The organism is Bradyrhizobium sp. SZCCHNS1022 (assembly GCF_032484835.1).
Taxonomy (GTDB): Bacteria; Pseudomonadota; Alphaproteobacteria; order Rhizobiales; family Xanthobacteraceae; genus Bradyrhizobium.
The window spans coordinates 203,763-227,370 of record NZ_JAUETT010000003.1 but is presented as its reverse complement, the minus strand read 5'-3'; the positions used below and the strand labels follow the sequence as shown (position 1 = coordinate 227,370).

General features: G+C 64.1%; 19 protein-coding genes. 8 read left to right on the top strand and 11 right to left on the bottom strand.

Features of this window, described 5'->3' with window-relative positions; all coding sequences use genetic code 11:
* Positions 1-82: 82 nt before the first annotated feature.
* Both QX071_RS20470 and QX071_RS20465 read right to left on the bottom strand, forming a co-directional pair.
* Entirely contained in the window at positions 83-3,037 is a 2,955-nt protein-coding gene (locus QX071_RS20470; protein WP_315704488.1) for an FAD-binding and (Fe-S)-binding domain-containing protein, read from the bottom strand.
* 132 nt (positions 3,038-3,169) lie between these two features.
* A complete protein-coding gene (locus QX071_RS20465) occupies positions 3,170-3,943 on the bottom strand; it encodes a GntR family transcriptional regulator (RefSeq protein WP_315704487.1) in 774 nt (257 codons plus the stop codon).
* A 128-nt stretch (positions 3,944-4,071) separates the two neighbouring features.
* On the opposite strand from QX071_RS20465, the gene QX071_RS20460 reads away from it, so the two are divergent.
* The 7 genes from QX071_RS20460 to QX071_RS20430 all read left to right on the top strand — a co-directional run bounded on the left by QX071_RS20460 (position 4,072) and on the right by QX071_RS20430 (position 12,205).
* On the top strand, positions 4,072-5,280 hold the full coding sequence (locus tag QX071_RS20460) for an alanine--glyoxylate aminotransferase family protein (RefSeq protein WP_315704486.1): 1,209 nt from the start codon (positions 4,072-4,074) through the stop codon (positions 5,278-5,280).
* 80 nt (positions 5,281-5,360) lie between these two features.
* Complete coding sequence (locus tag QX071_RS20455) at positions 5,361-6,644, top strand: MFS transporter (protein ID WP_315704485.1); 1,284 nt, start codon at positions 5,361-5,363, stop codon at positions 6,642-6,644.
* Positions 6,645-6,768: 124 nt separating this feature from the next.
* Positions 6,769-7,962, top strand: a complete 1,194-nt coding sequence (locus QX071_RS20450; RefSeq protein WP_315704484.1) for a pyridoxal-phosphate-dependent aminotransferase family protein — start codon at positions 6,769-6,771, stop codon at positions 7,960-7,962.
* A 94-nt stretch (positions 7,963-8,056) separates the two neighbouring features.
* The gene (locus QX071_RS20445) at positions 8,057-8,854 is read left to right on the top strand and encodes an enoyl-CoA hydratase/isomerase family protein (RefSeq protein WP_315704483.1); all 798 of its coding nucleotides are present in this window, start codon (positions 8,057-8,059) and stop codon (positions 8,852-8,854) included.
* Between the two features lie 119 nt (positions 8,855-8,973).
* Complete coding sequence (locus QX071_RS20440) at positions 8,974-9,969, top strand: Bug family tripartite tricarboxylate transporter substrate binding protein (RefSeq protein WP_409977578.1); 996 nt, start codon at positions 8,974-8,976, stop codon at positions 9,967-9,969.
* 49 nt (positions 9,970-10,018) lie between these two features.
* The gene (locus tag QX071_RS20435) at positions 10,019-10,567 is read left to right on the top strand and encodes a tripartite tricarboxylate transporter TctB family protein (protein WP_315704482.1); all 549 of its coding nucleotides are present in this window, start codon (positions 10,019-10,021) and stop codon (positions 10,565-10,567) included.
* A 120-nt stretch (positions 10,568-10,687) separates the two neighbouring features.
* Positions 10,688-12,205, top strand: a complete 1,518-nt coding sequence (locus QX071_RS20430; RefSeq protein ID WP_315704481.1) for a tripartite tricarboxylate transporter permease — start codon at positions 10,688-10,690, stop codon at positions 12,203-12,205.
* A 57-nt stretch (positions 12,206-12,262) separates the two neighbouring features.
* Here QX071_RS20430 and QX071_RS20425 read toward each other — a convergent pair whose 3' ends face one another.
* The 9 genes from QX071_RS20425 to QX071_RS20385 all read right to left on the bottom strand — a co-directional run bounded on the left by QX071_RS20425 (position 12,263) and on the right by QX071_RS20385 (position 22,580).
* Positions 12,263-12,418 (bottom strand): hypothetical protein, encoded by a 156-nt coding sequence (locus tag QX071_RS20425; protein ID WP_315704480.1) that lies wholly within the window; start codon positions 12,416-12,418, stop codon positions 12,263-12,265.
* A gap of 168 nt (positions 12,419-12,586) precedes the next feature.
* Positions 12,587-13,777: a CoA transferase gene (locus QX071_RS20420; protein WP_315704479.1), complete on the bottom strand. Its 1,191-nt coding sequence runs from the start codon at positions 13,775-13,777 to the stop codon at positions 12,587-12,589.
* 199 nt (positions 13,778-13,976) lie between these two features.
* The gene (locus QX071_RS20415) at positions 13,977-15,200 is read right to left on the bottom strand and encodes a phenylacetate--CoA ligase family protein (protein ID WP_315704478.1); all 1,224 of its coding nucleotides are present in this window, start codon (positions 15,198-15,200) and stop codon (positions 13,977-13,979) included.
* Positions 15,201-15,324: 124 nt separating this feature from the next.
* Positions 15,325-16,161 carry an ABC transporter ATP-binding protein gene (locus QX071_RS20410; protein WP_315704477.1) on the bottom strand — a complete coding sequence of 279 codons (837 nt, stop codon included), beginning with the start codon at positions 16,159-16,161 and terminating at the stop codon, positions 15,325-15,327.
* A 158-nt stretch (positions 16,162-16,319) separates the two neighbouring features.
* Positions 16,320-17,612 carry an ABC transporter substrate-binding protein gene (locus QX071_RS20405; protein ID WP_315704476.1) on the bottom strand — a complete coding sequence of 431 codons (1,293 nt, stop codon included), beginning with the start codon at positions 17,610-17,612 and terminating at the stop codon, positions 16,320-16,322.
* A gap of 45 nt (positions 17,613-17,657) precedes the next feature.
* Positions 17,658-18,731, bottom strand: a complete 1,074-nt coding sequence (locus QX071_RS20400) for a branched-chain amino acid ABC transporter permease (protein ID WP_315704475.1) — start codon at positions 18,729-18,731, stop codon at positions 17,658-17,660.
* Between the two features lie 3 nt (positions 18,732-18,734).
* A complete protein-coding gene (locus tag QX071_RS20395; RefSeq protein WP_315704474.1) occupies positions 18,735-19,628 on the bottom strand; it encodes a branched-chain amino acid ABC transporter permease in 894 nt (297 codons plus the stop codon).
* Between the two features lie 202 nt (positions 19,629-19,830).
* Positions 19,831-21,762 (bottom strand): long-chain fatty acid--CoA ligase, encoded by a 1,932-nt coding sequence (locus QX071_RS20390; protein ID WP_315704473.1) that lies wholly within the window; start codon positions 21,760-21,762, stop codon positions 19,831-19,833.
* Positions 21,759-22,580, bottom strand: coding sequence for an ABC transporter ATP-binding protein (locus QX071_RS20385; RefSeq protein WP_315704472.1), 822 nt, complete (start codon positions 22,578-22,580; stop codon positions 21,759-21,761). The genes QX071_RS20390 and QX071_RS20385 overlap by 4 nt, the downstream gene beginning before the upstream one ends.
* 274 nt (positions 22,581-22,854) lie before the next feature.
* Between QX071_RS20385 and QX071_RS20380 the strand changes: the two genes are divergently transcribed.
* Entirely contained in the window at positions 22,855-23,529 is a 675-nt protein-coding gene (locus QX071_RS20380) for a Crp/Fnr family transcriptional regulator (protein WP_315704471.1), read from the top strand.
* Positions 23,530-23,608: the final 79 nt, after the last annotated feature.

The window sequence follows — 23,608 nt, the reverse complement described above, 5'->3', positions numbered from 1 at the left end:
AGAAACTCTGGATTGCTTTGTCGCTTCGCTCCTCGCAATGACGAACATTGAGATCGCGCTCCGCGGCTTTCAAACTCGTGAACTACGAACGCGGTTGCGCACGATCCAAGCTCATCGCCAGAAGTTGCGCGGCGTGCATGGCAGCGCGCTCGGTGCCGTCCTGGATCTGGTGGCGGCAGGAGGTGCCGTCGGCGACGATGTAGGTCGCTGCATCCGCCTGGCGCACGGCTGGTAGCAGCGAGGCTTCGGCCATCTGCATCGAGACCTCGTAGGTGTCGGCGCCGTAACCGAACGCGCCGGCCATGCCGCAGCAGGAGGATTCGACGGTTTCGACCTCGAGCTCAGGGATCAGTCGCAGCACCTGCTCGACCGGCTTGAAGGCGGCAAAGGATTTCTGGTGGCAGTGGCCATGCAATAGCGCCTTGCCCGGCAGGGGGCCGAGAGGCAATTGCAGCCGGCCGTGCTCGGCCTCGCGCGCCAGGAATTCCTCGAGCAGTAGCGCATGCGCGCTGATGGTCTTTGCGGTGGGATCGGTGCGCAGCGACAGCAGCTCGTCGCGCAGGGTCAACAGGCAGCTCGGCTCGAGCCCGATGATCGGCACGCCGCGCGCGGCAAACGGGGCATAGGTCTCGACCAGGCGATCGAGCTCGCCTTTGGCCTGATCGACCAGACCCGCCGAGAGGAAGGTGCGGCCGCAGCACAGCGGCCGGCCGCCATCGGCCGGCTTGGGAATGTAGACGCGATAGCCGCCGGCGATCAGCACCCGCAGCGCGGCCTCGAGATTTTCGCGCTCATAGATGCGGTTGAACGTGTCGGTGAACAGTACGACCTCGCGGCCATACTCTGGTCCCATCGCTTCGACGCCGCGGCGGAAGATGTCGCCGCGGAAGGCCGGCAGCTTGCGCTTGGCGCTGATGCCGGCGAAGCGCTCCATCACCGATCGCAGCAGCGCACTGTTGTTGCGCAGATTGGCGAGCGGAGCAAAACGCGCGGCGAGGTCGGCATAGCGCGGCAGGAATGCGACTAGGCGGTCGCGCAGAGTGAGGCCGTGGGTCGTGGCGCGCGCCGCCAGCACCTCGATCTTCATCTTGGCCATGTCGACGCCGACAGGACATTCGCGGCGGCAGGCCTTGCAGGAGACGCAGAGTTTCAAGGTCTCCATCATCTGGTCGGAAGACAGTGCGCCCGGGCCTAGCTGGCCGGAGATCGCGAGCCGCAGCGTATTGGCGCGGCCGCGGGTGACGTCCTTCTCCTCGCGGGTGGCGCGGTAGGAGGGGCACATCACGCCGCCTTCCAGCTTGCGGCAGGCGCCGTTGTTGTTGCACATCTCGACCGCGCCCTGGAAGCCGCGGCCCTGGCCGGGATAGGTCGACCAGTCCAGCACCGTCTTCAGCTCGCCGACGCGATAGTCCGGCGGATAACGGAACAGCGCGCGGTCGTCCATCTTGGGCGGATCGACAATGCGACCGGGGTTGAGCACGCCGTCGGGGTCGAAGCGTTGCTTGACCTCCTTGAAATCGGCGACGATGCGTGCGCCGAACATCTGCTCATGGAATTCGGAGCGGACGATGCCGTCGCCATGCTCGCCGGAATGCGAGCCCTTGTAGTCGCGCACCATGGCGAAGGCTTCCTCGGCGATGGCGCGCATCGCGCGCACGTCCTTTTCCAGCTTCAGGTTCAGCACGGGGCGGACATGCAGGCAGCCCTCGGAAGCATGCGCATACATGGTGCCGCGGGTGCCATGCCTGGCAAACACCTCGTTCAGGCGCGCGGTATAGTCGGCGAGGTGCGGCAGCGGCACCGCGCAGTCCTCGACGAAGGAGACCGGCTTGCCGGCTTCCTTCATCGACATCATCACGTTGAGGCCGGCGGCGCGGAATTCGGCAACGCCGGTCTGCAAGCTCGGCTCGACGATCTCGACCACGCCGCCCCACTTGCGCGGTTCGCGATCCCAGGAGAAGCCAAGATCGCCCATCAGCGCGGTGAGCTGCTTCAGCTTGGCAAGATTCTCCTCCGGCGTCTCTTCGGCGAACTCGACCACCAGGATGGCATCGGGATCGCCGCGCACGGCCGCAGAGATGATCGGCTGGAACATCGCGATGTCGCGGCCGAGCGCGATCATGGTGCGGTCGACCAGCTCGACCGCGATCGGCTTCAGCTTGACCAGATGCTGGGCGGCATCCATCGCCTCATAGAAGCTGCCGAAATGGCAGACGCCGAGCACCTTGTTGCGGATCAAGGGCCACAGCTTCAGCTCGATCCGGGTGGAGAAGGCGAGGGTGCCTTCGGAGCCGACCAACAGATGCGCCATGTTGTTGGCGGCGTTGCGCGGGGTCAGCGCATCCAGATTGTAGCCGCCGACCCGGCGCTGCACCTTGGGGAATTTGTCGGCGATCTCGGCGGCCTCGCGCGTGCCGAGCGCCAGCATGTCGCGGAATAGCGCAAGGCCGCTCTCCGGCGAACTGACTTGGGAGAGATCGCGCTGGACCTCGCCGAAATGCAGCAGCGTTCCGTCGACGAGCGCGGCATCGATGGCGATGGTGTTGTCGCGCATGGTGCCGTAGCGCAAGCTACGGCCGCCGCAGGAATTGTTGCCGGCCATGCCGCCGATGGTGGCGCGCGAGGCGGTGGAGACGTCGACCGGAAACCACAGCCCGTGCTTCTTGAGCTGGCGATTGAGGTCGTCGAGCACGATGCCGGGTTCGACCACACAGGTGCGGTTCTCGACGTCGAGCGAGAGTAGCCGGTTGAGGTGCTTGGAGACGTCGACGACGATACCGCTGTTGACGGTTTGCCCGCATTGCGAGGTGCCGCCGCCGCGCGGCGTCACGATATGCCCCTCGTCACGGGCAATCGCCAAGGTTTGCAGCGCCTCCTCGACCGTGCGCGGCACCACCACGCCGGCCGGCATTACCTGGTAGAAGGACGCGTCGGTGGCGTAACGGCCGCGGTTGAAGCGGTCGAAGAAGACGCCGCCGGTGATTTCGGCGCGCAGCCTCTGTTCGAGCTTCGATGGGCCGGCTTTCGCGTGCGGCATGCGGTGTCCCTGGTCGGCCCTGGCCTTGTCGTTTGGTCTCGTCCGGGCTGGCTCCGACACCAACCCGATGTCATTCATTTATGACGAGACGTAAATAAAAATTGCATGCAAATCTAGCGCGGGAGGGCTGGATCATCCGGCTGGCGCGAGTCTGGTCGACGCCCCGGTTGCCGCGCCCGCGCCTGCGGCGGCCTCATTGAGATAGGCAATGGCGGCGGCGCCCTTGTTGCGGAGATGCAGGAAGAGGATGTCGGAAAGCTCGCTGCCGGCGCGCCGGCGCAGCGCGTCCAGGATCGCCTCATGCTCGCGCATCGCCTCGCTCCAGCGCTCGCGCTTGCGGGCGAAATTGGCGGAGTAGCGCACGCGGCGGATCCGGCCGGCCAGGTTCTCATAGCTCGCCGACAGCATCGCATTGCCTGCGGCCTGCACGATCGCGCGATGGATCAACTGGTTCATCCGGAAGTAGCCCTGCATGTCCTGGCGGATGTAGAAGCCATACATATCATGATGAAGTTGCTCGATTTTTGCGATCTCTTCATCCGAAATCTTCTCGCAGGCAAGCCTGCCTGCAAGGCCCTCGAGCCCGCCCATCAGGTCGAACAATTCGGCGATGTCGTGGGCGCCGAGCGGCCGCACCCGTGCGCCGCGATTGGGCAGGAGCTCAACCAACCCTTCAGCAGCGAGCACCTTCAGGGCCTCGCGCAGGGGGGTGCGCGACACTTTCAGCATCTCGCAGAGTTGCCGCTCCGAGATCCTGGCTCCATCGGCGATATGGCCTTCGACGATGTAATCGCGCAGCCGTGACAAGATCTCGTCATGCAAGGACATCTCGTCGCGCGCAGGCGCGTCGGTCCGGTCCGGCGCGGCGGCGGCCGGTGCCGCATCTTCTGGAATCGTGGTGCTCATTGGCCAAAATTCTAGCGGCAGTTCCGGTCATCGTCGACCATTGAAATGAATTCATTCATGGCTTGTAGTGATAATAAATGAATGCAATCTTGGGGCATCGGAACGCCGCTACCCCAGGAGACTTGCCCGTGACCCGTCATCAAGGCCGCCATTTCCTCAATATTCCGGGTCCAAGCCCGGTGCCGGAGCGAGTGCTGCGGGCCATGGATATGCCCGTGATCGACCATCGCAGCGCGGAATTCGCCGCGCTCGGCAAGGCCGTGCTGGACGGGTCGAAGGCGATCTTCAAGACCTCCAGCGACGTCATCATTTTCCCGTCCTCGGGGACCGGGGCCTGGGAGGCCGCGATCGTCAACACGCTGTCCCCAGGCGACAAGGTGCTGATGGTCGAGACCGGCCACTTCGCCACGCTGTGGCGGCAGATGGCGGCGCGCTGGGGCGTCGAGGTCGACTTCATCCCCGGCGATTGGCGCCGCGGCGTCGATCCGGCCGTGATCGAGGAGAAGCTCACTCAGGACAAGGCGCACGCCTTCAAGGCCGTGATGGTCGTGCACAACGAGACCTCGACTGGCGCCACCAGCCGGATCGGAGAGGTGCGCGCGGCGATCGATCGGGCCAAGCATCCGGCGCTGCTGATGGTCGACACCATCTCCGGCCTCGGCTCGGCCGACTTCCGCTTCGACGAATGGCAGGTGGATGTCGCGGTTAGCTGCTCCCAGAAAGGCTTCATGCTGCCGCCCGGCCTCGGCTTCAACGCGATCTCGGCCAAGGCGCGCGCCGCGGCCAAGACCAACAAGATGCCGCGCTCCTACTGGGACTGGGAGGAGATGCTGAAGCCGAATGCGAACGGCTTCTTTCCCTATACGCCCGCGACCAACCTGCTTTACGGCCTGCGCGAAGCCATTGCGATGCTGCTTGAAGAGGGGCTCGACCAGGTGTTCGCACGGCACCAGCGGCTCGCCGCCGCCACCCGCGCCGCGGTCAACCATTGGGGTCTGGAGGTGCTGTGCCAGGAGCCGAAGGATTTCTCGCCGGTGCTGACCGCGGTGCAGATGCCGCCGGGCTATGACGCCGACCAGTTTCGGAAAGTCGTACTCGACAATTACAACATGTCGTTGGGCTCGGGCCTGTCGAAGGTTGCCGGCAAGGTGTTCCGGATCGGCCATCTCGGCGAATGCAACGCGCTGACCTTGATGGCGGCGCTGACCGGCGTCGAGATGGGGCTTCGCGTCGCCGGCGTGCCGCACCGCTCCGGCGGCGTCGATGCCGCGATGAAGCTGCTGGAAGAGCGTCCCCAAGGCAATGCGGGCTCGCATCTCAAGGCCGTCGGCACCTGACCGGACTCCAGCGGCGCCGGTCTCCGGCGCCGCTTTTCTAGTGCGCCTTCAAAAATACAATCAACAAGTCGGGAGAGAACATGAGACTGCGGTTCAAGGCCACGCATGTCGTCTTGGCAATGCTGTGCGTGATGTACTTCATCACCTATATCGACCGGGTCAATATCGGTACGGCCGCAAGCGAGATCCAGAAGGAGCTGTCGCTTTCGAACACCCAGCTCGGTCTCGTGTTCTCCGCCTTCGCCTATCCCTACCTCATGTTCCAGGTGATCGGCGGCTGGGTCGGCGATCATTTCGGGCCGCGCAAGACATTGTTCTGGTGCGGCATGATCTGGGCGCTCGCGACGATCTCGACCGGTTTCGTCACCAGCCTGACCACGCTGTTCATGGCGCGGCTCGCGCTCGGCTTCGGCGAGGGGGCGACATTCCCGACCGCGACGCGCGCGATGCAATATTGGACGCCGGCGACCAGCCGCGGCTTTGCTCAAGGGTTGACCCATGCCTTTGCCCGGCTCGGCAACGCGATCACGCCGCCGATGGTCGCGGCGTTGACGGTGTGGCTGACCTGGCGTGGCTCCTTCGTGGTGCTCGGAATCGTCAGCCTGCTCTGGGGCGTCGTCTGGGTCTGCTACTTCCGCAACGAGCCGCGGGACCATCGCCACATCACCGAGGCCGAGCTTGCCGCGCTGCCACCGCGGCCGAGCGGCGCCAAGCCGCCGGTGCCGTGGGGGCCGCTGCTTAAGCGGATGTGGCCGGTGACCCTGACCTATTTCTGTTACGGCTGGGGCCTGTGGCTTTACCTCAACTGGCTGCCGCTGTTCTTCAAGAACAACTTCCACCTGGATCTGAAGAACTCGGCGCTGTTTTCTGCCGGCGTGTTCTTTGCCGGCGTGATCGGCGACAGTGCCGGTGGCGTGCTCTCCGACGCCATTCTGAAGCGCAGCGGCAACGTCCGATTGGCGCGGCTGTCGGTGACGGTGGCCGGCTTTGCCGGTGCGCTCGCCTCGCTCCTGCCGATTCTGTTCATCCACGATCTCACCTTGGTCGCGCTGTGCCTGTCGAGCGGCTTCTTCTTCGCCGAGCTGGTGATCGGGCCGATGTGGTCGGTGCCGATGGATATTGCGCCGCGATATTCCGGCACGGCGTCCGGGATCATGAACATGGGGTCGGCCGGAGCTGCGATCGCCTCGCCGTTGGTGGCGGGCTGGGTGATCGATCTCACCGGCAATTGGGACCTGCCGTTCCTGATGCTGATGGGGGTGCTTCTGATCGGCGGCGTATCGGCCTTCTTCATGCGGCCCGAGGAGAGGTTCGCGGAAGCCGACCATGCGGTCGGCGCGCCGAGTCCGGTTCCGGCGGAGTGAGGAGGAATTGAAACGGTCATCCCTCCCGGTCTTTGGGTTGACGCCGCCGCCAAGGCGGAGGACAAGCAGGGCGAATGGTGGTATGCCAGCCGCCCAATCAAATCAAAGACCGGGAAGGACGCCTATGACTCTGCATACGGGACGGCATTTTCTTCAGATTCCGGGGCCGACCAACGTGCCGGACCGCGTGTTGCGCGCGATGGACATGCCGACCCTCGACCATCGCGGCCCGGAATTCGCCGAACTCGGCTTTGCCGTACTGGCCGCGATGCAGCGGATGTTCAAGACCAGGCAGCCCGTCATCATCTACCCGTCGTCCGGCACCGGCGCCTGGGAGGCGGCGATCGTCAACACGCTTCAGCCCGGCGACAAGGTGCTGATGGCCGAGACCGGCCAGTTCGCGGTGCTGTGGCGCGGCATCGCCGACAAGTTCAAGCTCGACATCGATTTCATCCCCGGTGACTGGCGCCATGGCGCCGACATCGCGGCCATCGAACAGCGGCTTGCCGCCGACAAGGCGCACCAGATCAAGGCGGTCTGCATCGTCCATAACGAGACTTCGACCGGCTGCGTGACGCCGCCGCTCCAGGTGCGCAAGGCGCTCGACCGCGCCTCGCATCCGGCGCTGTTGATGGTCGACACCATCTCAGGGCTTGGCTCGATGGAATATGAGCACGACGCCTGGGGCATCGACGTTTCGGTTGCCGGCTCCCAGAAGGGCCTGATGCTGCCGCCGGGGCTCGGCTTCAACGCAGTCTCGGAAAAGGCGCTCGCCGCGGCCAAGGCCAATGCCGGCATGCGCTCCTATTGGGACTGGCAGGAGATCATCAACTTCAACAAGCTCGGCACCTTCCCGTACACACCGGCCTGCAATCTCCTGATGGGCCTCAATGAGGCCCTCAAGATGCTGGAGGAGGAGGGGCATGAAAACGTGTTCGCCCGCCATCGTCGGCATGGCGAGGCTACCCGCGCCGCGACCAAGGTGTGGGGGCTGGACACCCAGTGCCAGGATCCGCAGGCGCATTCGCCGGCGCTGACCGGCGTCGTGATGCCCGAGGGGCACGATGCGGATCATTTCCGCAAGGTGGTGCTGGAGAATTTCGACATGTCGCTCGGCACCGGGCTGAACAAGATCAAGGGCAAGGTGTTCCGGATCGGCCATATCGGCCATTTCAACGATCTGATGCTGATGGGGACGCTTTCGGGGGTCGAGATGGGACTCGAGCTTGCCAAGGTGCCGCATCGCGCCGGCGGCGTATTGGCTGCGATGGATGTGTTGAAGAAGCGCGAGGTCACGGCGATTCCGAAGGTCGCGTAATCCGCGCAAAGCAGATGCCCGAACATCGACGTGGAACGGAGCGGCGATCCATCCTAAAGCCGTTCTGCTCCGCATCACAGCAGGAAGTCTTGAGATGAACGCTCCCGTCACTGCCACCGAGGATCTGCTTTACGCCGTCGAGGACGGCATCGCCAAGATCACCTTCAACCGGCCGCAGGCGCGCAACGCGATGACGTTCGCGATGTACGAGCAGCTGGCCTCGATCTGCGAAAGCATCAACGGCGACCGGTCGATCAAGGCGCTGATCCTGACCGGCGCCGGCGACAAGGCGTTCGCGTCCGGCACCGACATCTCCCAATTTCGCGCCTTCAAGACCGCGCAGGATGCGCTCGACTATGAGGCGCGGATCGATCGCGTGCTAGGCACGCTGGAGCAGTGCCGCGTGCCCGTGATCGCGGCGATCGCGGGCGCCTGCACCGGCGGCGGCGCCGGTATCGCCGCGTGCTGCGATCTTCGCATCGGCACGGAAAGCACGCGGATGGGGTTTCCGATCGCGCGCACGCTCGGCAATTGCCTGTCGATGTCGAACATCTCGCGCGTCGTCTCGCTGATCGGTCCCGCCCGCACCAAGGACCTGATCTTCAAGGCGCGGCTGGTTGAGGCTCCGGAGGCGCTTGCGCTCGGCCTGCTCAACGAGATCGTGCCCGATGTCGCGACGCTGCAGCGGCGCGCGCTGGAAACCGCGCGGCTGGTTGCAGGCCATGCGCCGATCACGCTCGAAGTGACCAAGGAGGCGGTGCGCCGCATCCGCCGCACCCTGTCGCGTGACGAAGGCGAGGACCTGATCCTGCGCGCCTATATGAGCGAGGATTTCCGCGAAGGTATGGACGCATTCCTCAACAAGCGGACGCCGAATTGGAAAGGGAAGTAGTACAAAGGCGGTCTGCAACCTTATGCGAAAGTCGCGAGGTTGCAGACCGCAAGCCGGCTTGAACTAATCAAAATAAGTCCGCAGTATCCGAGCAGGGTGCAAGCGGACTCGAACCGGGGATGAAACATTTGCGCAAGATCGTCACGATCGCGGCGTTGAGCGCCGCATTGTTCGCAACTGTGCCGGCTTCGGCCGGCTGGGAGCCGACCAAGCCGGTCGAGATCGTGGTCGCCGCCGGTGCGGGCGGCGCCTCCGACCAGATGGCGCGGATGATGCAGGCCGCGATCCAGAAGAACAATCTGATGAAGCAGCCGGTCGTGGTGTCGCTGAAGGGCGGCGCCTCCGGGGCCGAAGCGCTGATGTACATGAAGTCGAGCGAGGGCGATCCGAACAAGATCATCATCGCCTATTCGCTGATCTACATGCTGCCGCTGTCGGCGAAGCTGCCGTTCGACTGGCATGAACTCACCCCGGTCGCCGTGATCGCGCTGGACCAGTTCGTGCTGTGGGACAATGTCTCCGGTCCGAAGACGGTCAAGGAGTTTATCGCCGCCGCGAAGGCCTCGAGCACGCCGTTCAAGATGGGTGGCACCGGCTCCAAGCGCGAGGATCATGTGCTGACGATGTTCGTCGAGCAGAAGACCGGCGCCAAGTTCGCCTATCTTCCCTACAAGTCGGGCGGCGAGGCGGCTACGCAGCTGGTCGGCGAGCACACCGAATCCAACGTCAACAATCCCTCCGAGAACCTGGAAGTCTGGCGGGCCGGCCAGGTGCGTCCGCTCTGCGTATTCGACAAGGAGCGCATCTCCTACACCGCCAAGGTCACGGAGACGCAGTCCTGGCACGACATCCCGACCTGCAAGGAAGAGGGGCTGGACGTGCAGTATCTGATGCTGCGCGCGATGTTCCTGCCGGGCAAAGTCACCGCGGAGCAGCAGGCGTTCTATGTCGACCTGTTCCACAAGCTGGTCCAGACACCGGAATACAGGGACTACATGGAGAAGCAGGCGCTGAAGCCGGTGTTCCTCACCGGCAAGGATATGCTGCAGTTCCTGGAGGATGACGGCGCGCTCAACAAGCAGCTGATGACGGAAGCCGGCTTTGTGGCGAAGTGATGCTCCGGAGCGCCACCCGGTGGCGGACGATGACCGTGTGAGTTGATCAATGTCTGACACCGAGATCGACATTGAAATCGACGTCGACGATCCGACCGCGCCGGAGGAGGGCTCGCCTGCCGTCACCTCGAACCGGTCCGTCGACATCGGCGTGTCGCTGCTTCTGCTCGCGCTCGCGATCACGCTCGGTTACGACAATTGGCGCACCGGCGCGTCCTGGGACGCAACGGGGCCGGAGCCCGGCTATTTCCCGTTCTATCTCTCGGTGATCCTCGGCGGCGCCAGCCTGTATGGAATCGTCGCCGCCGTGCTGTCGCGCAAGGAAGCGGGCGAGACCTTCGTCACCCGGGCCCAGCTGCGGCGCGTGCTGGCGGTGTTCGTGCCGACGCTCCTGTTTTGCATCGCGATGCAGTATCTCGGGCTCTATGTCGCGAGCTTTCTCTTGATAGCGGGCTTCATGCGGCTGGTCGGCAAGATCGCCTGGTGGAAGTCGCTGCTCACGGCCTTCGTCTTCAGCGCGGTGATGTTCGTGACGTTCGATGTTGTATTTGACGTGATCATGCCGAAGGGACCGCTGGAAGCGATGTTCGGGTATTAACCAATACTCTCACCAACCGTCATTGCGAGCGAAGCGAAGCAATCCAGAAATGAGGCGAACAACTCCTGGATTGCTTCGTCGCTTCGCTCCTCGCAATGACGGGGCAAGTGGAAATTCTGAATGGAAGCCTTAGGCCTGCTGCTGCATGGGTTCGCCGTCCTCCTGACCTGGAAGACGCTTCTCCTGATGATGGTCGGGCTCGTGCTCGGCATCTTTGTCGGCGTGCTGCCGGGGCTCGGTGGACCCAACGGTGTTGCGATCCTGTTGCCGCTGACCTTCACGATGGATCCGACCTCGGCCATCGTAATGCTGTCCTGCATCTACTGGGGCGCGCTGTTCGGCGGCGCCATCACCTCGATCCTGTTCAATATCCCCGGTGAAGCCTGGTCGGTGGCGACCACCTTCGACGGCTATCCGATGGCGCAGCAGGGCCGGGCGGCGGAAGCGCTGACGGCGGCCTTCACCTCGTCGTTCATCGGCTCGCTGGTCGCGGTGCTGCTGATCACCTTCCTGGCGCCGTGGATATCCTCCTTTGCGCTGCGCTTCGGGCCGCCGGAATTCTTCGCGGTCTATCTGCTCACCTTCTGCTCCTTCGTCGGCCTCGGCCGCGAGGACAAGCACAAGACGGTGATCTCGATGTCGCTCGGGCTTCTGCTCGCCGGCATCGGCATGGACACCGTGTCCGGACAGCTGCGGATGACGTTCGGCTCGACTGATCTGCTCCGCGGCATCAACTTCCTGGTCGCGGTGATCGGCCTGTTTGGCATCAGCGAGATCCTGCTCACGATGGAGGAGCGGCTGGCGCTGCATGGCCATGCCGCCTCGATCTCGCTGCGCACGGTGCTGTCGGTGTGGAAGGATCTGCCGAAATATTGGATGACGCTGCTGCGCTCGTCGGTGATCGGCTGCTGGCTCGGTATCACGCCGGGCGGCGCGATTGCCGCGTCGTTCATGGGCTACAATCTTGCCAAGCGTTTCTCAAAGGATCAGGCAAGCTTCGGCAAAGGCCGCATCGAGGGCGTGTTTGCGCCTGAAACCGCCGCGCACGCGTCCGGCACCTCGGCGCTGCTGCCGATGCTCGCGCTCGGCATTCCCGGCTCCGGCACGGCCGCGATCCTGCTCGGCGGGTTGATGGTCTGGGGCCTCAACCCCGGACCGCTGCTGTTCGTCGAGCATAAGGATTTCGTCTGGGGCCTGATCGCCTCGATGTATCTCGGCAATGTCGTCGGCCTGGTGCTGGTGCTGACCACGGTGCCGATTTTCGCCTCGATCCTGCGGGTGCCGTTCGCGGCGGTGGCGCCGATGATCGTGGTGTCCTGCGCGATCGGCGCCTATGCGATCCAGAACGCGATGTTCGATGTCTGGCTGATGCTCGGCTTCGGCGTGGTCGGCTATGTCTTCAAGAAGATCAAGATTCCGCTGGCGCCGTTCACGCTGGCGCTGGTGCTCGGCAGCCGCGCCGAGGACGCGTTCCGGCAATCGATGATCATCTCCAGCGGTGACATGCGCGTGTTCTGGTCGAACGGGCTGGTCGGCACCATCACGACGCTCGCGATCCTGCTGCTGTTCTGGCCGCTGATCGATCGCCTGGTCGCCGGCCTCAAGATGCGGAATCCGGCGGCGAAGGTTGAAGCGTAATTCGTCGTAGAATTGTCGAGGGGCAAAGCAGCCGCCGTAAGGCGGCTCGGCCCAGGCCTAGTGGATGGTCGCGGGCCGGCAGAAAATAGCAGGGCTGACGTCCTCGTCGAAGTTATCTTCAAGAAGTCCGCCGGCAGCTTCCAGCGCAGCCATGTTGGCCTGACGGGCCGCGTCCATTGCCGCGAGAAAATCCTTCAGTTCTGTTGCGCTCATGGACCGGCTCCCGGGCGGAGCCAGCCATCGATTGTGGCCGGCTCCATTGACGAAAAGAGCATATCGCGGTCCCGGAACGACCTCAATCTGGCCAACTCTGAAGTTCGGGCGTGGTGACATTCGGGCCACAGCGGGAAGCGGGCCCGCTTTTCGTCACATTGCAGCCGCTCAGACCACCCGATGCAGTCTGAGGTCGGCGATCTCGCCATCGGTGAAGCCGAATTCCGAGAGGACGTCTTCGGTCTGCTCGCCGAATTCCGGCGGGCGAGCGGCCATCCGGCTCGGCGTGCGCGACAGCGTGAAGGGCTGCGCGACCAAAGTAATGTCGCGGCCCTCCTCATTCGGCACAGGCTGCGCCATGCCGAGGTGCTTCACCTGTGCGTCCTCGAACACCTGATCGATGGAGTAGATCGGGCCGCAGGGGACGCCGGCGGCATTGAGTTCGCTCACCCATTGCTCGGTGGATTTCGTCACCGTGTGCTGATCGATCGCAGCGTTCAGCGCGTCGCGATTCTTCGAGCGCGCGGGCGCGGTGGCGAAATCGGGATTGTCGATCCACTCCGGCGCGCCGAGGGTCTGGCAGAAGCGCTCCCAGATCCGGCCGCCCGTGGTGGCGATATTGATGTAGCCGTCGGAGGTCCTGAACACGCCGGTCGGGATGCTGGTCGGGTGGTTGTTGCCGGCCTGCTGCGCGACGTCCTTTTCCATCAGCCAGCGCGCGGCCTGGAAATCCAGCATGAAGATCTGCGCCTGCAGCAGCGAGGTCTGCACCCATTGGCCTTCGCCGGAAACATCGCGCTCCAGCAGCGCGGTGAGGATGCCCATCGCGCAGGACAGCCCGGCCGTGAGGTCGGCGACGGGAATGCCGACGCGCATCGGGCCCTGGCCCGGGGCGCCGGTGATCGACATCAGCCCGCCCATGCCTTGCGCGATCTGATCGAAGCCCGGCCGCTTGTGGTAGGGGCCGTCCTGGCCGAAGCCGGAAATGCTGCCATAGACGATGCGCGGATTGACCTTGCGTACACTCTCGTAATCGATGCCGAGCTTGGTCTTCACGTCGGGCCGGTAGTTCTCGATCACGACGTCGGCTTTCGCCGCAAGGCGCATGAACACCTCGACCCCGCGGGGATCCTTCAGGTTCAGCGTCATCGCCCGCTTGTTGCGGTGCAGGTTCTGGAAATCGGCACCCTGGCGAGGGCCGCCCATGGACTCGCCGCCATTCTCCATCATCGCGTCGATCTTGATGACATTGGCGCCCCAGTCCGCGAACTGCCGCGCGCAGGTGGGACCGGCGCGGACCCGGGTCAGGTCGAGCACGGTGAAGCGGGACAGGGCCTGCGAAGCGCGCGGGAAAGCCATGGACGAGGACTCCGGAAGACGCGAGACCGGATTGTATAGGAGAGGGTATCGGGCTCGGCAATTGCCGGGGAGCGATGCCTGCGCGAACGCCTATGTTGCTGGTGCAGGGCTGGGCAGCGAGCGTTCCTAATAGGTTCCTGCGAATTCGGTTCAACCTCGCGCCGCGTGCGAGGAAAGGGAGTGCGCCGCGCGAGTTCACTCACCGCTCGTCGGCGATGACCTTGCCGTCGTTGGGCAGCGAGCCGCTCGCGACCAGCTCGGCGGTTCCACCGAGCTTCGTTACGGTGCGCAACGTCGCGGTGAGTTCGGTCTGCAACGCCTCGCTCGGCGTGGAACATTCCGCCTTCAGCGTCATCAGATCGGTCTCGCCGCTGCGCGTCACCACCAGGCGGAGACGTCCGAGCTCTGGATGGCGCTTGCCGATCTCGGCGACCTGTTCCGGCCGCACGAACATGCCTTTGATCTTGGTGGTCTGATCGGCGCGACCCATCCAGCCCTTGATCCGCATATTGGTGCGTCCGCAGGCGCTGAGGCCGGACAGCTCGGCGGTGAGATCGCCGAGCGCCAGCCGAATCCAGGGATGTTCTGATATGAGCGAAGTGACGACGATCTCGCCGACCTCGCCTTGGGCCACGGGATCCCCGGTGCCGGGACGCACGATCTCGACGATCAGATCCTCGTTCACCACCAGGCCGTCGCGCGCTGCGGTCTCGTAGGCGACGATGCCGAGATCGGCGGTGCCGAATGCCTGATAGGCGTCGATGCCGCGCGCCTTGATCTCGGCCTGCAGCGACGGCGGAAACGCCGCGCCGGAGACCAGCGCACGCTTGATCGAGGAGGCGTCACGACCGGCGCTCTGGGCCGCGTCGAGGAGAATCTTCAAGAAGTCCGGCGTGCCGCTATAGCCGATCGGGCGGTAGGCCTCGATCAATTCGAACTGCGCCTCGGTATTGCCCGGGCCGGCCGGGATCACCGCGCAGCCGAGCGCGCGCGCTGATGCATCGAAGATGAAGCCGCCGGGCGTCAGATGATAGCTGAACGTGTTGAGCACGACGTCGCCGCGGCGAAAGCCGGTGGCGTAGAGCGCACGTGCCCCGCGCCAGGGATCGCACTGGTTCGTCTCCGGTTCGAAGATCGGACCCGGCGAGGTGAACAGGCGGGCGAAGCTTCCGGGCGCCGGGGCGACAAAACCGCCGAAGGGCGGCGCTGCCTTGTGCAGGGCCGGCAGCTCGGATTTGCGCAGCACCGGCAGCAGCGCCAGTGCGGCGCGGTCCGTGATTTCGGTGGGATCGATCCCCTTGAGCCGCTCGGCATAGGCGGGCGCCTGCATCGCCGCGCGCAGCACTGCGGGCAGGCGCGTGAACAGGTCCTGCTCGCGCACGTCGGGATCGCGGGTTTCGAGGGCGTCGTAATGGGGGGGCATATCCGGTCCTCAGATATTGTGCCGTCATGCCCGGGCTTGTCCCGGGCATCCACGTCTGTCCTGCGTGCTTCAAGGCGTGGATGGCCGGGTCAAGCCCGGCCATGACGATGTTGAGACATCTCGTTCACAGCCATCGCTTCCGCCGCTTGAAGCTTTTCAGGTTCTTGAAGCTCTTGCGCTGGTCGCCGGCGCCGCCGAGGTAGAACTCCTTGACGTCCTCATTGTCGCGCAGGCTATCCGCGGTGCCGTCGAGCACCACCTTGCCCTGTTCCATGATGTAGCCGTGGCTTGCCACGGACAGCGCCGCGCGCGCATTCTGCTCGACCAGGAGAATGGTCACGCCGAGGTCGCGGTTGATCTCCTTGATGATGGCGAAGACTTCTTTCACCAGCAGGGGCGACAGCCCCATCGACGGCTCGTCCATCAAGATCATCTTCGGCCGCGCCATCAGTGCGCGGCCGATCGCCAGCATCTGCTGCTCGCCGCCCGAGAGATAGCCGGCGAGCCCGGTGCGCTCCTTCAACCGCGGGAAATAGTTGAACACCATCTCGATGTCGGAGGCGACCTCGCGATCGCTGCGGGTGAAAGCGCCGAGCTTGAGGTTCTCGAGCGAGGTCATGTCGGCGATGATGCGGCGCCCTTCCATGACCTGGAAGATGCCGCGGCGGACGATCTTTTCGGGATCGATGCCGTCGATGCGCGCGCCGTCGAATATGATCTCGCCGCGCGTGACCTCGCCGTCCTCGGTCTTGAGCAGGCCCGAGATCGCCTTCAGCGTGGTCGACTTGCCGGCGCCGTTGGCGCCCAGCAGCGCGACAATGGCTCCCTTCGGCACGTCGAGGCTCAAGCCGCGCAGCACCAGGATGACGTCGTCATAGACGACCTCGATGTTGCGGACGGAAAGGAGCGGCGCCGCGGCAGAGGGCGGTGTTGCGTTGGGCCTGTCGAGGGTTTCAACCATGTCCGATGACTCTCGCTGTCATCGCCCGCGAAGGCGGGCGATCCAGTATTCCAGAGACGCCGGGGATCGCCTGAGAAGCCGCGGCGTACTGGATCCCCCGTATGCGCGGGGGATGACGACTTTTGTTGTGGTCAGCACTGAGCCAACTCAGTCGCAAACTACCACCCCAGCCATTCCGGCTTGCGCGGCAGCTCGACGGTCTTGACCTTCTCGAGCTTGATCGTGCCCTTGGCCATCAGGTCGTTGAGGTCGCCGTCGGTCGGCCCGGTCACCTTGGCGCGATACAGATCGACCTTCAGCGTGCCGCGGTGGTCCTTCTCGGTCCAGGTCGAGGGATTGCAGACGCCCGCCATTCCTGCGGGGACCCAATCCTTCTTCTGATAGAAGCCCTTGGCGACGTTCTCGCCGGTGGCGCCGCCGTTCTTCGCCGCCCAGTCGATGGCTTCCTTCATGTAGAGCGCGGAGCAGACCGCAGCGACATAGTGCACGGGACGATAAATCTTGCCCGACGGATCGGACATCTTCGAGATCTCCATCACCGTCTTCATGCCGGGTGCATCGCCGCCCCAGCCGACCGCGGTGCGCAAGGGGAAGATCACGCCGTCGGCGGCATCGCCCGCGGTCTTGGCCGCGTTCTCATCCATGCCCCAGACGTTGGACAGGAATTGCACGTCGACGCCGGCGTTCTTGCAGGCCTTCATCACCGAGATGTTGGAGGCGGCGGTGTTGCCGAGATAGGCGTAGTTGGCGCCGGAGCTTTTCAGGCTCAGGCATTGCGCGCTGTAATCGCCGGGCGAGAGCGCAAACACCAGCGGAGGCAGGACCTCGAAGCCGAGCTCGAGCGCCATCGCTTCGCCCGCCGCTTTCGGGGCGTTCGGGTAGGGATGGTTGGCGCCCATATGCACGAACTTCGGCTTGCCGGGCTTGCCCTTGGCCTTCCAATCCTCGGCGGCCCAGGTCAGCTCGGCGCGCAGCGCATCCGAATAGCTCGGGCCATAGAAGAAATTATACGGCGCGGGCTTGGCCTTGCCGCTGGCGCCTTCGGGATCGGTAAGCGCCGCGGCATAGGAGCCGGACATGTCCGGGATCTTGTCGTTGGCGAGGAAGCCGGTCAGCGCCTCGGTGTCGGCGGTGCCCCAGCCCATGATCGCCGCGACCTTGTTATCCGGCGCCGACCATTTCTTGTACAGCGCGATCGCACGCGGCACCTGGTAGCCATAATCGTTGCTGTCGACCGCGACCTGCTTGCCGCCGATGCCGCCATTCTTGTTGATCCAGGCGAAGGTATCGGCAACGCCCTGGCCGTAGGGCGTGCCGACGTCCGAGGTGCCGCCCGAGAGATCCTCGAGATGGCCGATCGCGATCTGCCCGCTTTCGGCCTGCGCCTGCGATGCGAACGTACCTGCCAGAAGCACGAGCGCCGCCGAGCTCAATAGAGATTTAATCGTCATATCGCTTCCTCCTGATATGCGGGCCGGATTGTCGCCGGTCCCTTGTTAGTGTGAGAACGGGTAGAGCTTCCAATAGGCCTTGATCTGCCGCCAGCGATGCGCGAGCCCGTCCGGCTCGAACATCAGAAAGCCGATGATGATGAGGCCGATCGCGATCTCGCGCAGGAAAGTGATGTTGTTGTTCAGCGCCAGCGCATGATCGATGGCGCTGCCCTTCAGCAGCAGGCTGATCCACTCCATCGATTCCGGCAACAGCACCACGAAGGCGGTGCCCATCAGGGTGCCCATGATCGAGCCGGCCCCGCCGATGATGATCATGGCGAGAAACAGGATCGAGCGCTCGATGCCGAAGCCCTCCTGCGAGATCACGAGCTGGTAATGGGCGTAAAGCGCCCCGGCGATGCCAGCAAAGAAGGCCGCAAGACCGAACGACAGCGTGCGGTATTTGGTGAGGTTGATGCCCATGATCTCGGCGGAGAGATAGTGGTCGCGGATCGCGACCAGCGCGCGGCCGTCGCGCGTGCGCATCAGATTGGTGACCAGGATGTAGCTGGCCAGGAGATAGGCGAGCACGACATAGAAATATTGCCGGTCGCCGCGCAGCGTGTAGCCGAACATCGAGAACGGGTTGGCCGAGGCGGGCACCGAGCCGCCGGAGAACCACTCGGCGCGGGAGAAGAAGTCGAGCAGGATGTATTGGGCGGCAAGCGTGGCGATGACGAGATAGAGGCCTTTCAGCCGTGCCGCCGGAATGCCGAAGATCAGCCCGACCAACGCGGTGACGACACCGGCGAGCGGAATCGCGAAGAACACCGGGATCGCGTAGGTGTTGTTGATATAGGCCGAGGTGAAGGCGCCGAGCAGGAAGAAGGCGGCGTGCCCGATCGAGATCTGCCCGGTGAAGCCGACCAGGATGTTGAGGCCGAGCGCCGCGATCGCGAAAATCCCGATCTGGATCGAGATCGAGAGCCAGTATTCGGAGAACAATTGCGGCGCGAAACACAGCAGCGCCACGCCCGCAATCGCGAAATTGCGGCTGGTCCGGGTGGGAAAAATGGTGGTGTCCGCCGCGTAGGAGGTGCGGTAGTCACCGGCGGGGATCGTTGAACGAACTACCATGAGTCAGATCCGCTCGATGTCATGGGTGCCGAACAGGCCGTAGGGCTTGATCATCAGGATGATGATCAGCACGTAGAACGGCGCAATCTCGTACAGATTGCCCCAGTGCAGATACTGGCTGTCGACATATTGGGCGACGTTTTCCAGAAGCCCGATGATGATGCCGCCGAGCACGGCGCCGCCGATCGAATCGAGCCCGCCGAGGATCGCCGCGGGAAACACCTTGATGCCATAGGCGGACAGCCCCGACGAGACGCCGTTGACGACCGCGACGACGACGCCGGCGACCGCGGAGACGGTGGCCGAGATCGCCCAGGCCATCGCGAACACGTTCTTCACGGAGATGCCGAGCGATTGTGCGACCTGCTGGTTGAAGGCGGTGGCGCGCATGGCGAGGCCGTATTTGGAGGCACGGAAGAACCAGGCCATGCCGAGCATCATCAGGAGCGACACGACAAGGCTCATCACATAGACGGTCTGGATCTGCAGGCCGAAAATGTCGATCGCCGTGCTCGCGAACACCGGCGGGAACGGCTGCGGGTTGACGCCGAACATCCATTTCAGCGCGGCCTGGAATACGGTGGAAAGCCCGATCGTGACCATGATGACGGAAATGATCGGCTCGCCGATCATCGGCCGGAGGATGACGACCTGGATCGCGATGCCGAACACGAACATGAAGACGAGCGTCAGCGGCATACCGACCCAGAACGGCACCTGGAATTTGGTCAGCAGTGCCCAGCACACCCAGGCGCCGACCAGCAGTAATTCGCCCTGCGCGAAATTGACGACCTGCGTCGCCTTGTAGATCAGCACGAAGGACATCGCGACCACGCCGTAGAGCGTGCCGACCACGAGGCCGTTGACGAGAAGCTGGATGAGGAAGGAAGTGTTCATGATCGTGCGGGCGCGCTGCAGCCCTCTCCCCTTGTGGGAGAGGGTGGCTGCGCGGAGCGCAGCCGGGTGAGGGGTTCTCTCGGCTGGCGAGCAAGAGGATGGAGACCCCTCACCCGACCAAGCTTGGGGTAGGCAGCGGAGTTGCCCTCTCCCGCAAGGGGGGAGGGCGCAGCAAAGCGCACCTTGCTTTGTTGATGCAATCTCACTCCGCGGCCTCCGCGATTGTTCCGTAGCCCGACATGTCGACTACCCGCAACGTGGTGCGGATGCGCTGGGTGGTGCCGTCCTGGAAGCGGATCACGGTATCGACCGGAATTCGCGGCTCGCCGCGATAGATTGCGTCGATGATCCCGGCGTATTTCTCGTTGATGACGCTGCGGCGCACCTTGCGGGTGCGGGTCAACTCGCCGTCATCGGCATCGAGCTCCTTGTAGAGCAAGAGGAAGCGCGCGATGCGCTGCGCCGGCGGCAGCGTCGTATTGACCGTCTCCACTTCCTTCTGCAGCAGCGCATAGACTTCTTTGCGCGAGGCGAGATCGGAGTAGGTGGTGAAGGCGATGCGGTTCTTCTCCGCCCATTTCGAGATGATCGAATAGCGGATGCAGATCATCGCCGCGAGCTGGTCGCGGCCGGCGCCGAGCACGACGGCTTCGGCGATATAGGGCGAGAATTTCAGCTTGTTCTCGATATATTGCGGCGAGAAGCGCTCGCCGCGCGAGGTTTCCGCGAGATCCTTGATGCGGTCGATCACGACGAGCTGCCCGGCGGCATTGAAATAGCCGGCGTCGCCGGAATGCATCCAGCCGTCCTTGATATCCGCAGCCGAGGCGTCCGGGCTCTTGTAGTACCCCAGGAACATGTTGGGATGGCGCACCACGATCTCGCCGATGCCCTGGCTGTCGGGCGCATTGATTTTGATCTCGATGTCCGCCGCCATCGGCACGCCGGTGGTGTCGGGATCGACCTTGTCGTCCGGATGCAGCGTGTAGGCGCCAAGCAGCTCGGTCTGGCCATAGAGCGTGCGCAGCGGCACGCCCATGGCGCGAAAGAACTTGAAGGTGTCAGGGCCGAGCGCGGCACCGCCGGTTGCCGCCGAGCGCAGCCGCGTGAAGCCGAGCCGGTCGCGCAAGCTCCGGAACAGCACGAGATCGGCAAAGCGCGAATGCTGGCCCTTTTCAAGCGCCGCGAGTCCCGTCGACATGCCGAGATGATACAGCCGCTGCTTGAGGGGCGTCGCGTCCATCACGCCGGCGCGGACGTCGGCCGCGATCTGCTCCCAGACCCGCGGTGCGAACAGCACGAAGGTGGGCGCGATCTCGCGGAAATCGTTCATCATCGTCTCGGGCTCTTCGACGAAGTTGACCTTCATCCGACAGAGCAGCCCTTTGCCGAGCACATAGACCTGCTCCATGATCCAGGGCAGCGGCAGCACCGAGACATATTCGTCGTCCGGCCCCTTGGGATCGAAGCTGAGATAGGTCGCGCAATGCCGCAGCACACGGCCAGCCGCGAGCATCGCAAGCTTGGGGTGCGAGGTGGTGCCCGACGTCGTGCAGAGGATCGCGCAATCCTCGCCATCGGTCGCATCCACCAGGCGGTCGTAGAGATCGGGGTCACGCGCTGCCCTGCTACGGCCAAGCTCGGCAAGCTTGGCGGCCGGCATCAGCCTGGGATCGTCGTATTTCCGCATCCCGCGCGGATCGGAATAGACGATATGCTTCAGCTTCGGCGCGCGGTCGGCGAGGTTCAACAGCTTGTCGACCTGCTCCTCGTCCTCGGCAAACACCAGCCGCGCTTCGCCATAGTTGAGGAGATAGGCAGCTTCCTCGTCCAGCACGTCGCGATACAGTCCGAGGCTCAAGCCCCGGATCGCGTGAGTGGCGATCTCGGCCGCGACCCAGTCCGGCCGGTTGTCGCCGATGATGCCGATCACGTCGTCCTTGCCGAGCCCGAGCTCGACCATGCCGAGCGCGAAGTCGCGCACGCGCCTCTGGTAGTCCGCCCAGGTGAAGACGCGCCACAGCCCGAGATCCTTCTCGCGCAGCGCGACCGCCTTGCCGTGCTCGCGCGCATTGAGCCGCAGCAGTTTGGGATAGGTGTCGGCCTGTGCGACCCTGGCAGCATAATCCATCATGCCGCGTTCTCCGCGACTTCGGCGACGTCGTCGGGATCGACCAGGAGCTCGTCCTCTTCGCCGAGATAGGCGCGTTTGACATGGGGATCGGCGAGCACCGCGGCCGGATCGCCGTCGGCGATCTTGCGGCCGAAATCGAACACCATGACGCGATGGGAGATGTCCATGACGACGCCCATGTCGTGCTCGATCATGACGACCGTCATGCCGTATTCCTCGTTGAGGTCGACGATGTAGCGCGCCATGTCCTCCTTCTCCTCGAAGTTCATGCCGGCCATCGGCTCGTCGAGGAGGATCAGATGCGGCTCCAGCGCCATGGCGCGGGCGAGTTCGACGCGCTTGCGCAGGCCGTAGGAGAGGGTGCCGGCGGTGGCTTTGCGAACCGATTGCAGGTCGAGGAAGTCGATGATCTCCTCGACCTTCTCGCGGTGCTTGAGCTCCTCGCGCCGCGCGCCGGTCAGCCAGTACAGCGATCCCGTGAGGAAGTTGTTCTTCAAGAGGTGATGACGGCCCACCATGATGTTGTCGAGCACGCTCATGTGGTGGAATAAAGCGAGGTTCTGGAAGGTACGGCCGATGCCGAGCGTCGCCCGCGCATTTGGCGGCAGCGAGGTGATGTCGCGGCCGCGATGGAACAGCCGGCCCTCGGTCGGTCTGTAGCGGCCGGAGATGCAATTGACGATCGAGGTCTTGCCGGCGCCGTTCGGGCCGATGATGGAGAACAGCTCGCCCTCGCGCACGCCGAAGCTGACATCGGTCAGCGCCCGTACGCCGCCGAACCGCAGCGACACCGCGCGCGCTTCCAACGTATAGTCCAATCTTTCCTCCCGAGGCTCCCCGGCGCTTGCCGCGCTCTTGGGTCCTTGTGCTCTTCTCGCGTTGCCGGTGATCCTAGCCCGGCCGCCGGTCGAACGCTATCCGACGAAGGATCGGCCGCGCGCTGATCCGCATCAACGACGCACACGGTCGTGAATAGAGGAAAGCGCGGCTGGGAAATGTCTTGCGCCCGACAATTGCCTGGTGAAAATCGCCGCAGCCCTGCTGCGTTGCAGCAAGATGGTCAAACAGGCTCCGAATTGACGAGATGAAGGTTTGATTGGTCAGGACTATCTTGAGCGCATCGCGCCGTGGTCGCGATATCTGAAGCCAGAGGAGATCGAGGCCGCTTGCGGCGGCATCGTCGAGCGCTCGTTCGCGGCCAACGAACACATCTTCCTGCGCGGCGACCATTTCGATTATTGGACCGGCATCGTCTCCGGGCTCGCGCGGATGAGCATCGTGTCCCGCGGCGGCAAGGCGACGACTTTCACGGGCATGACCGCGGGGGCTTGGTTCGGTGAGGGCAGCATGCTCAAGAATGAGCCGCGCCGTTACGACGTGGTGGCCCTGCGCGACACCCGGCTTGCGCTGATGGACCGCGGCACTTTCATGCGCCTGTTCGAGAACAGTGTCGGCTTCAACCGGTTCCTGGTCACCCAGCTCAACGAGCGGCTTGGCCAGTTCATCGGCCTCGTCGAATATGGCCGCACGCTGGATGCCACGGCGCGGCTGGCGCGCAGCATCGCCTCGCTGTTCAACCCGATCCTTTACCCCAACACGACCCGGCATCTGGAGATCACGCAGGAGGAGGTCGGCGCGCTCTCCGGCCTATCCCGGCAGAATGCCAACCAATGCCTGAAAATGCTGGAGCGGGAAGGCCTGTTGCGGCTTGAATATGGCGGCGTCACGATCCTGGATCTGAACCGGCTGCGCGGTTACGGTGAGTAACAATCAGCCTCTATTCCGATACCTAAAGCGCTGATACTGATAAGTTCCAGGTTACGCTTGGCGGGCTCCGGATGCTAAG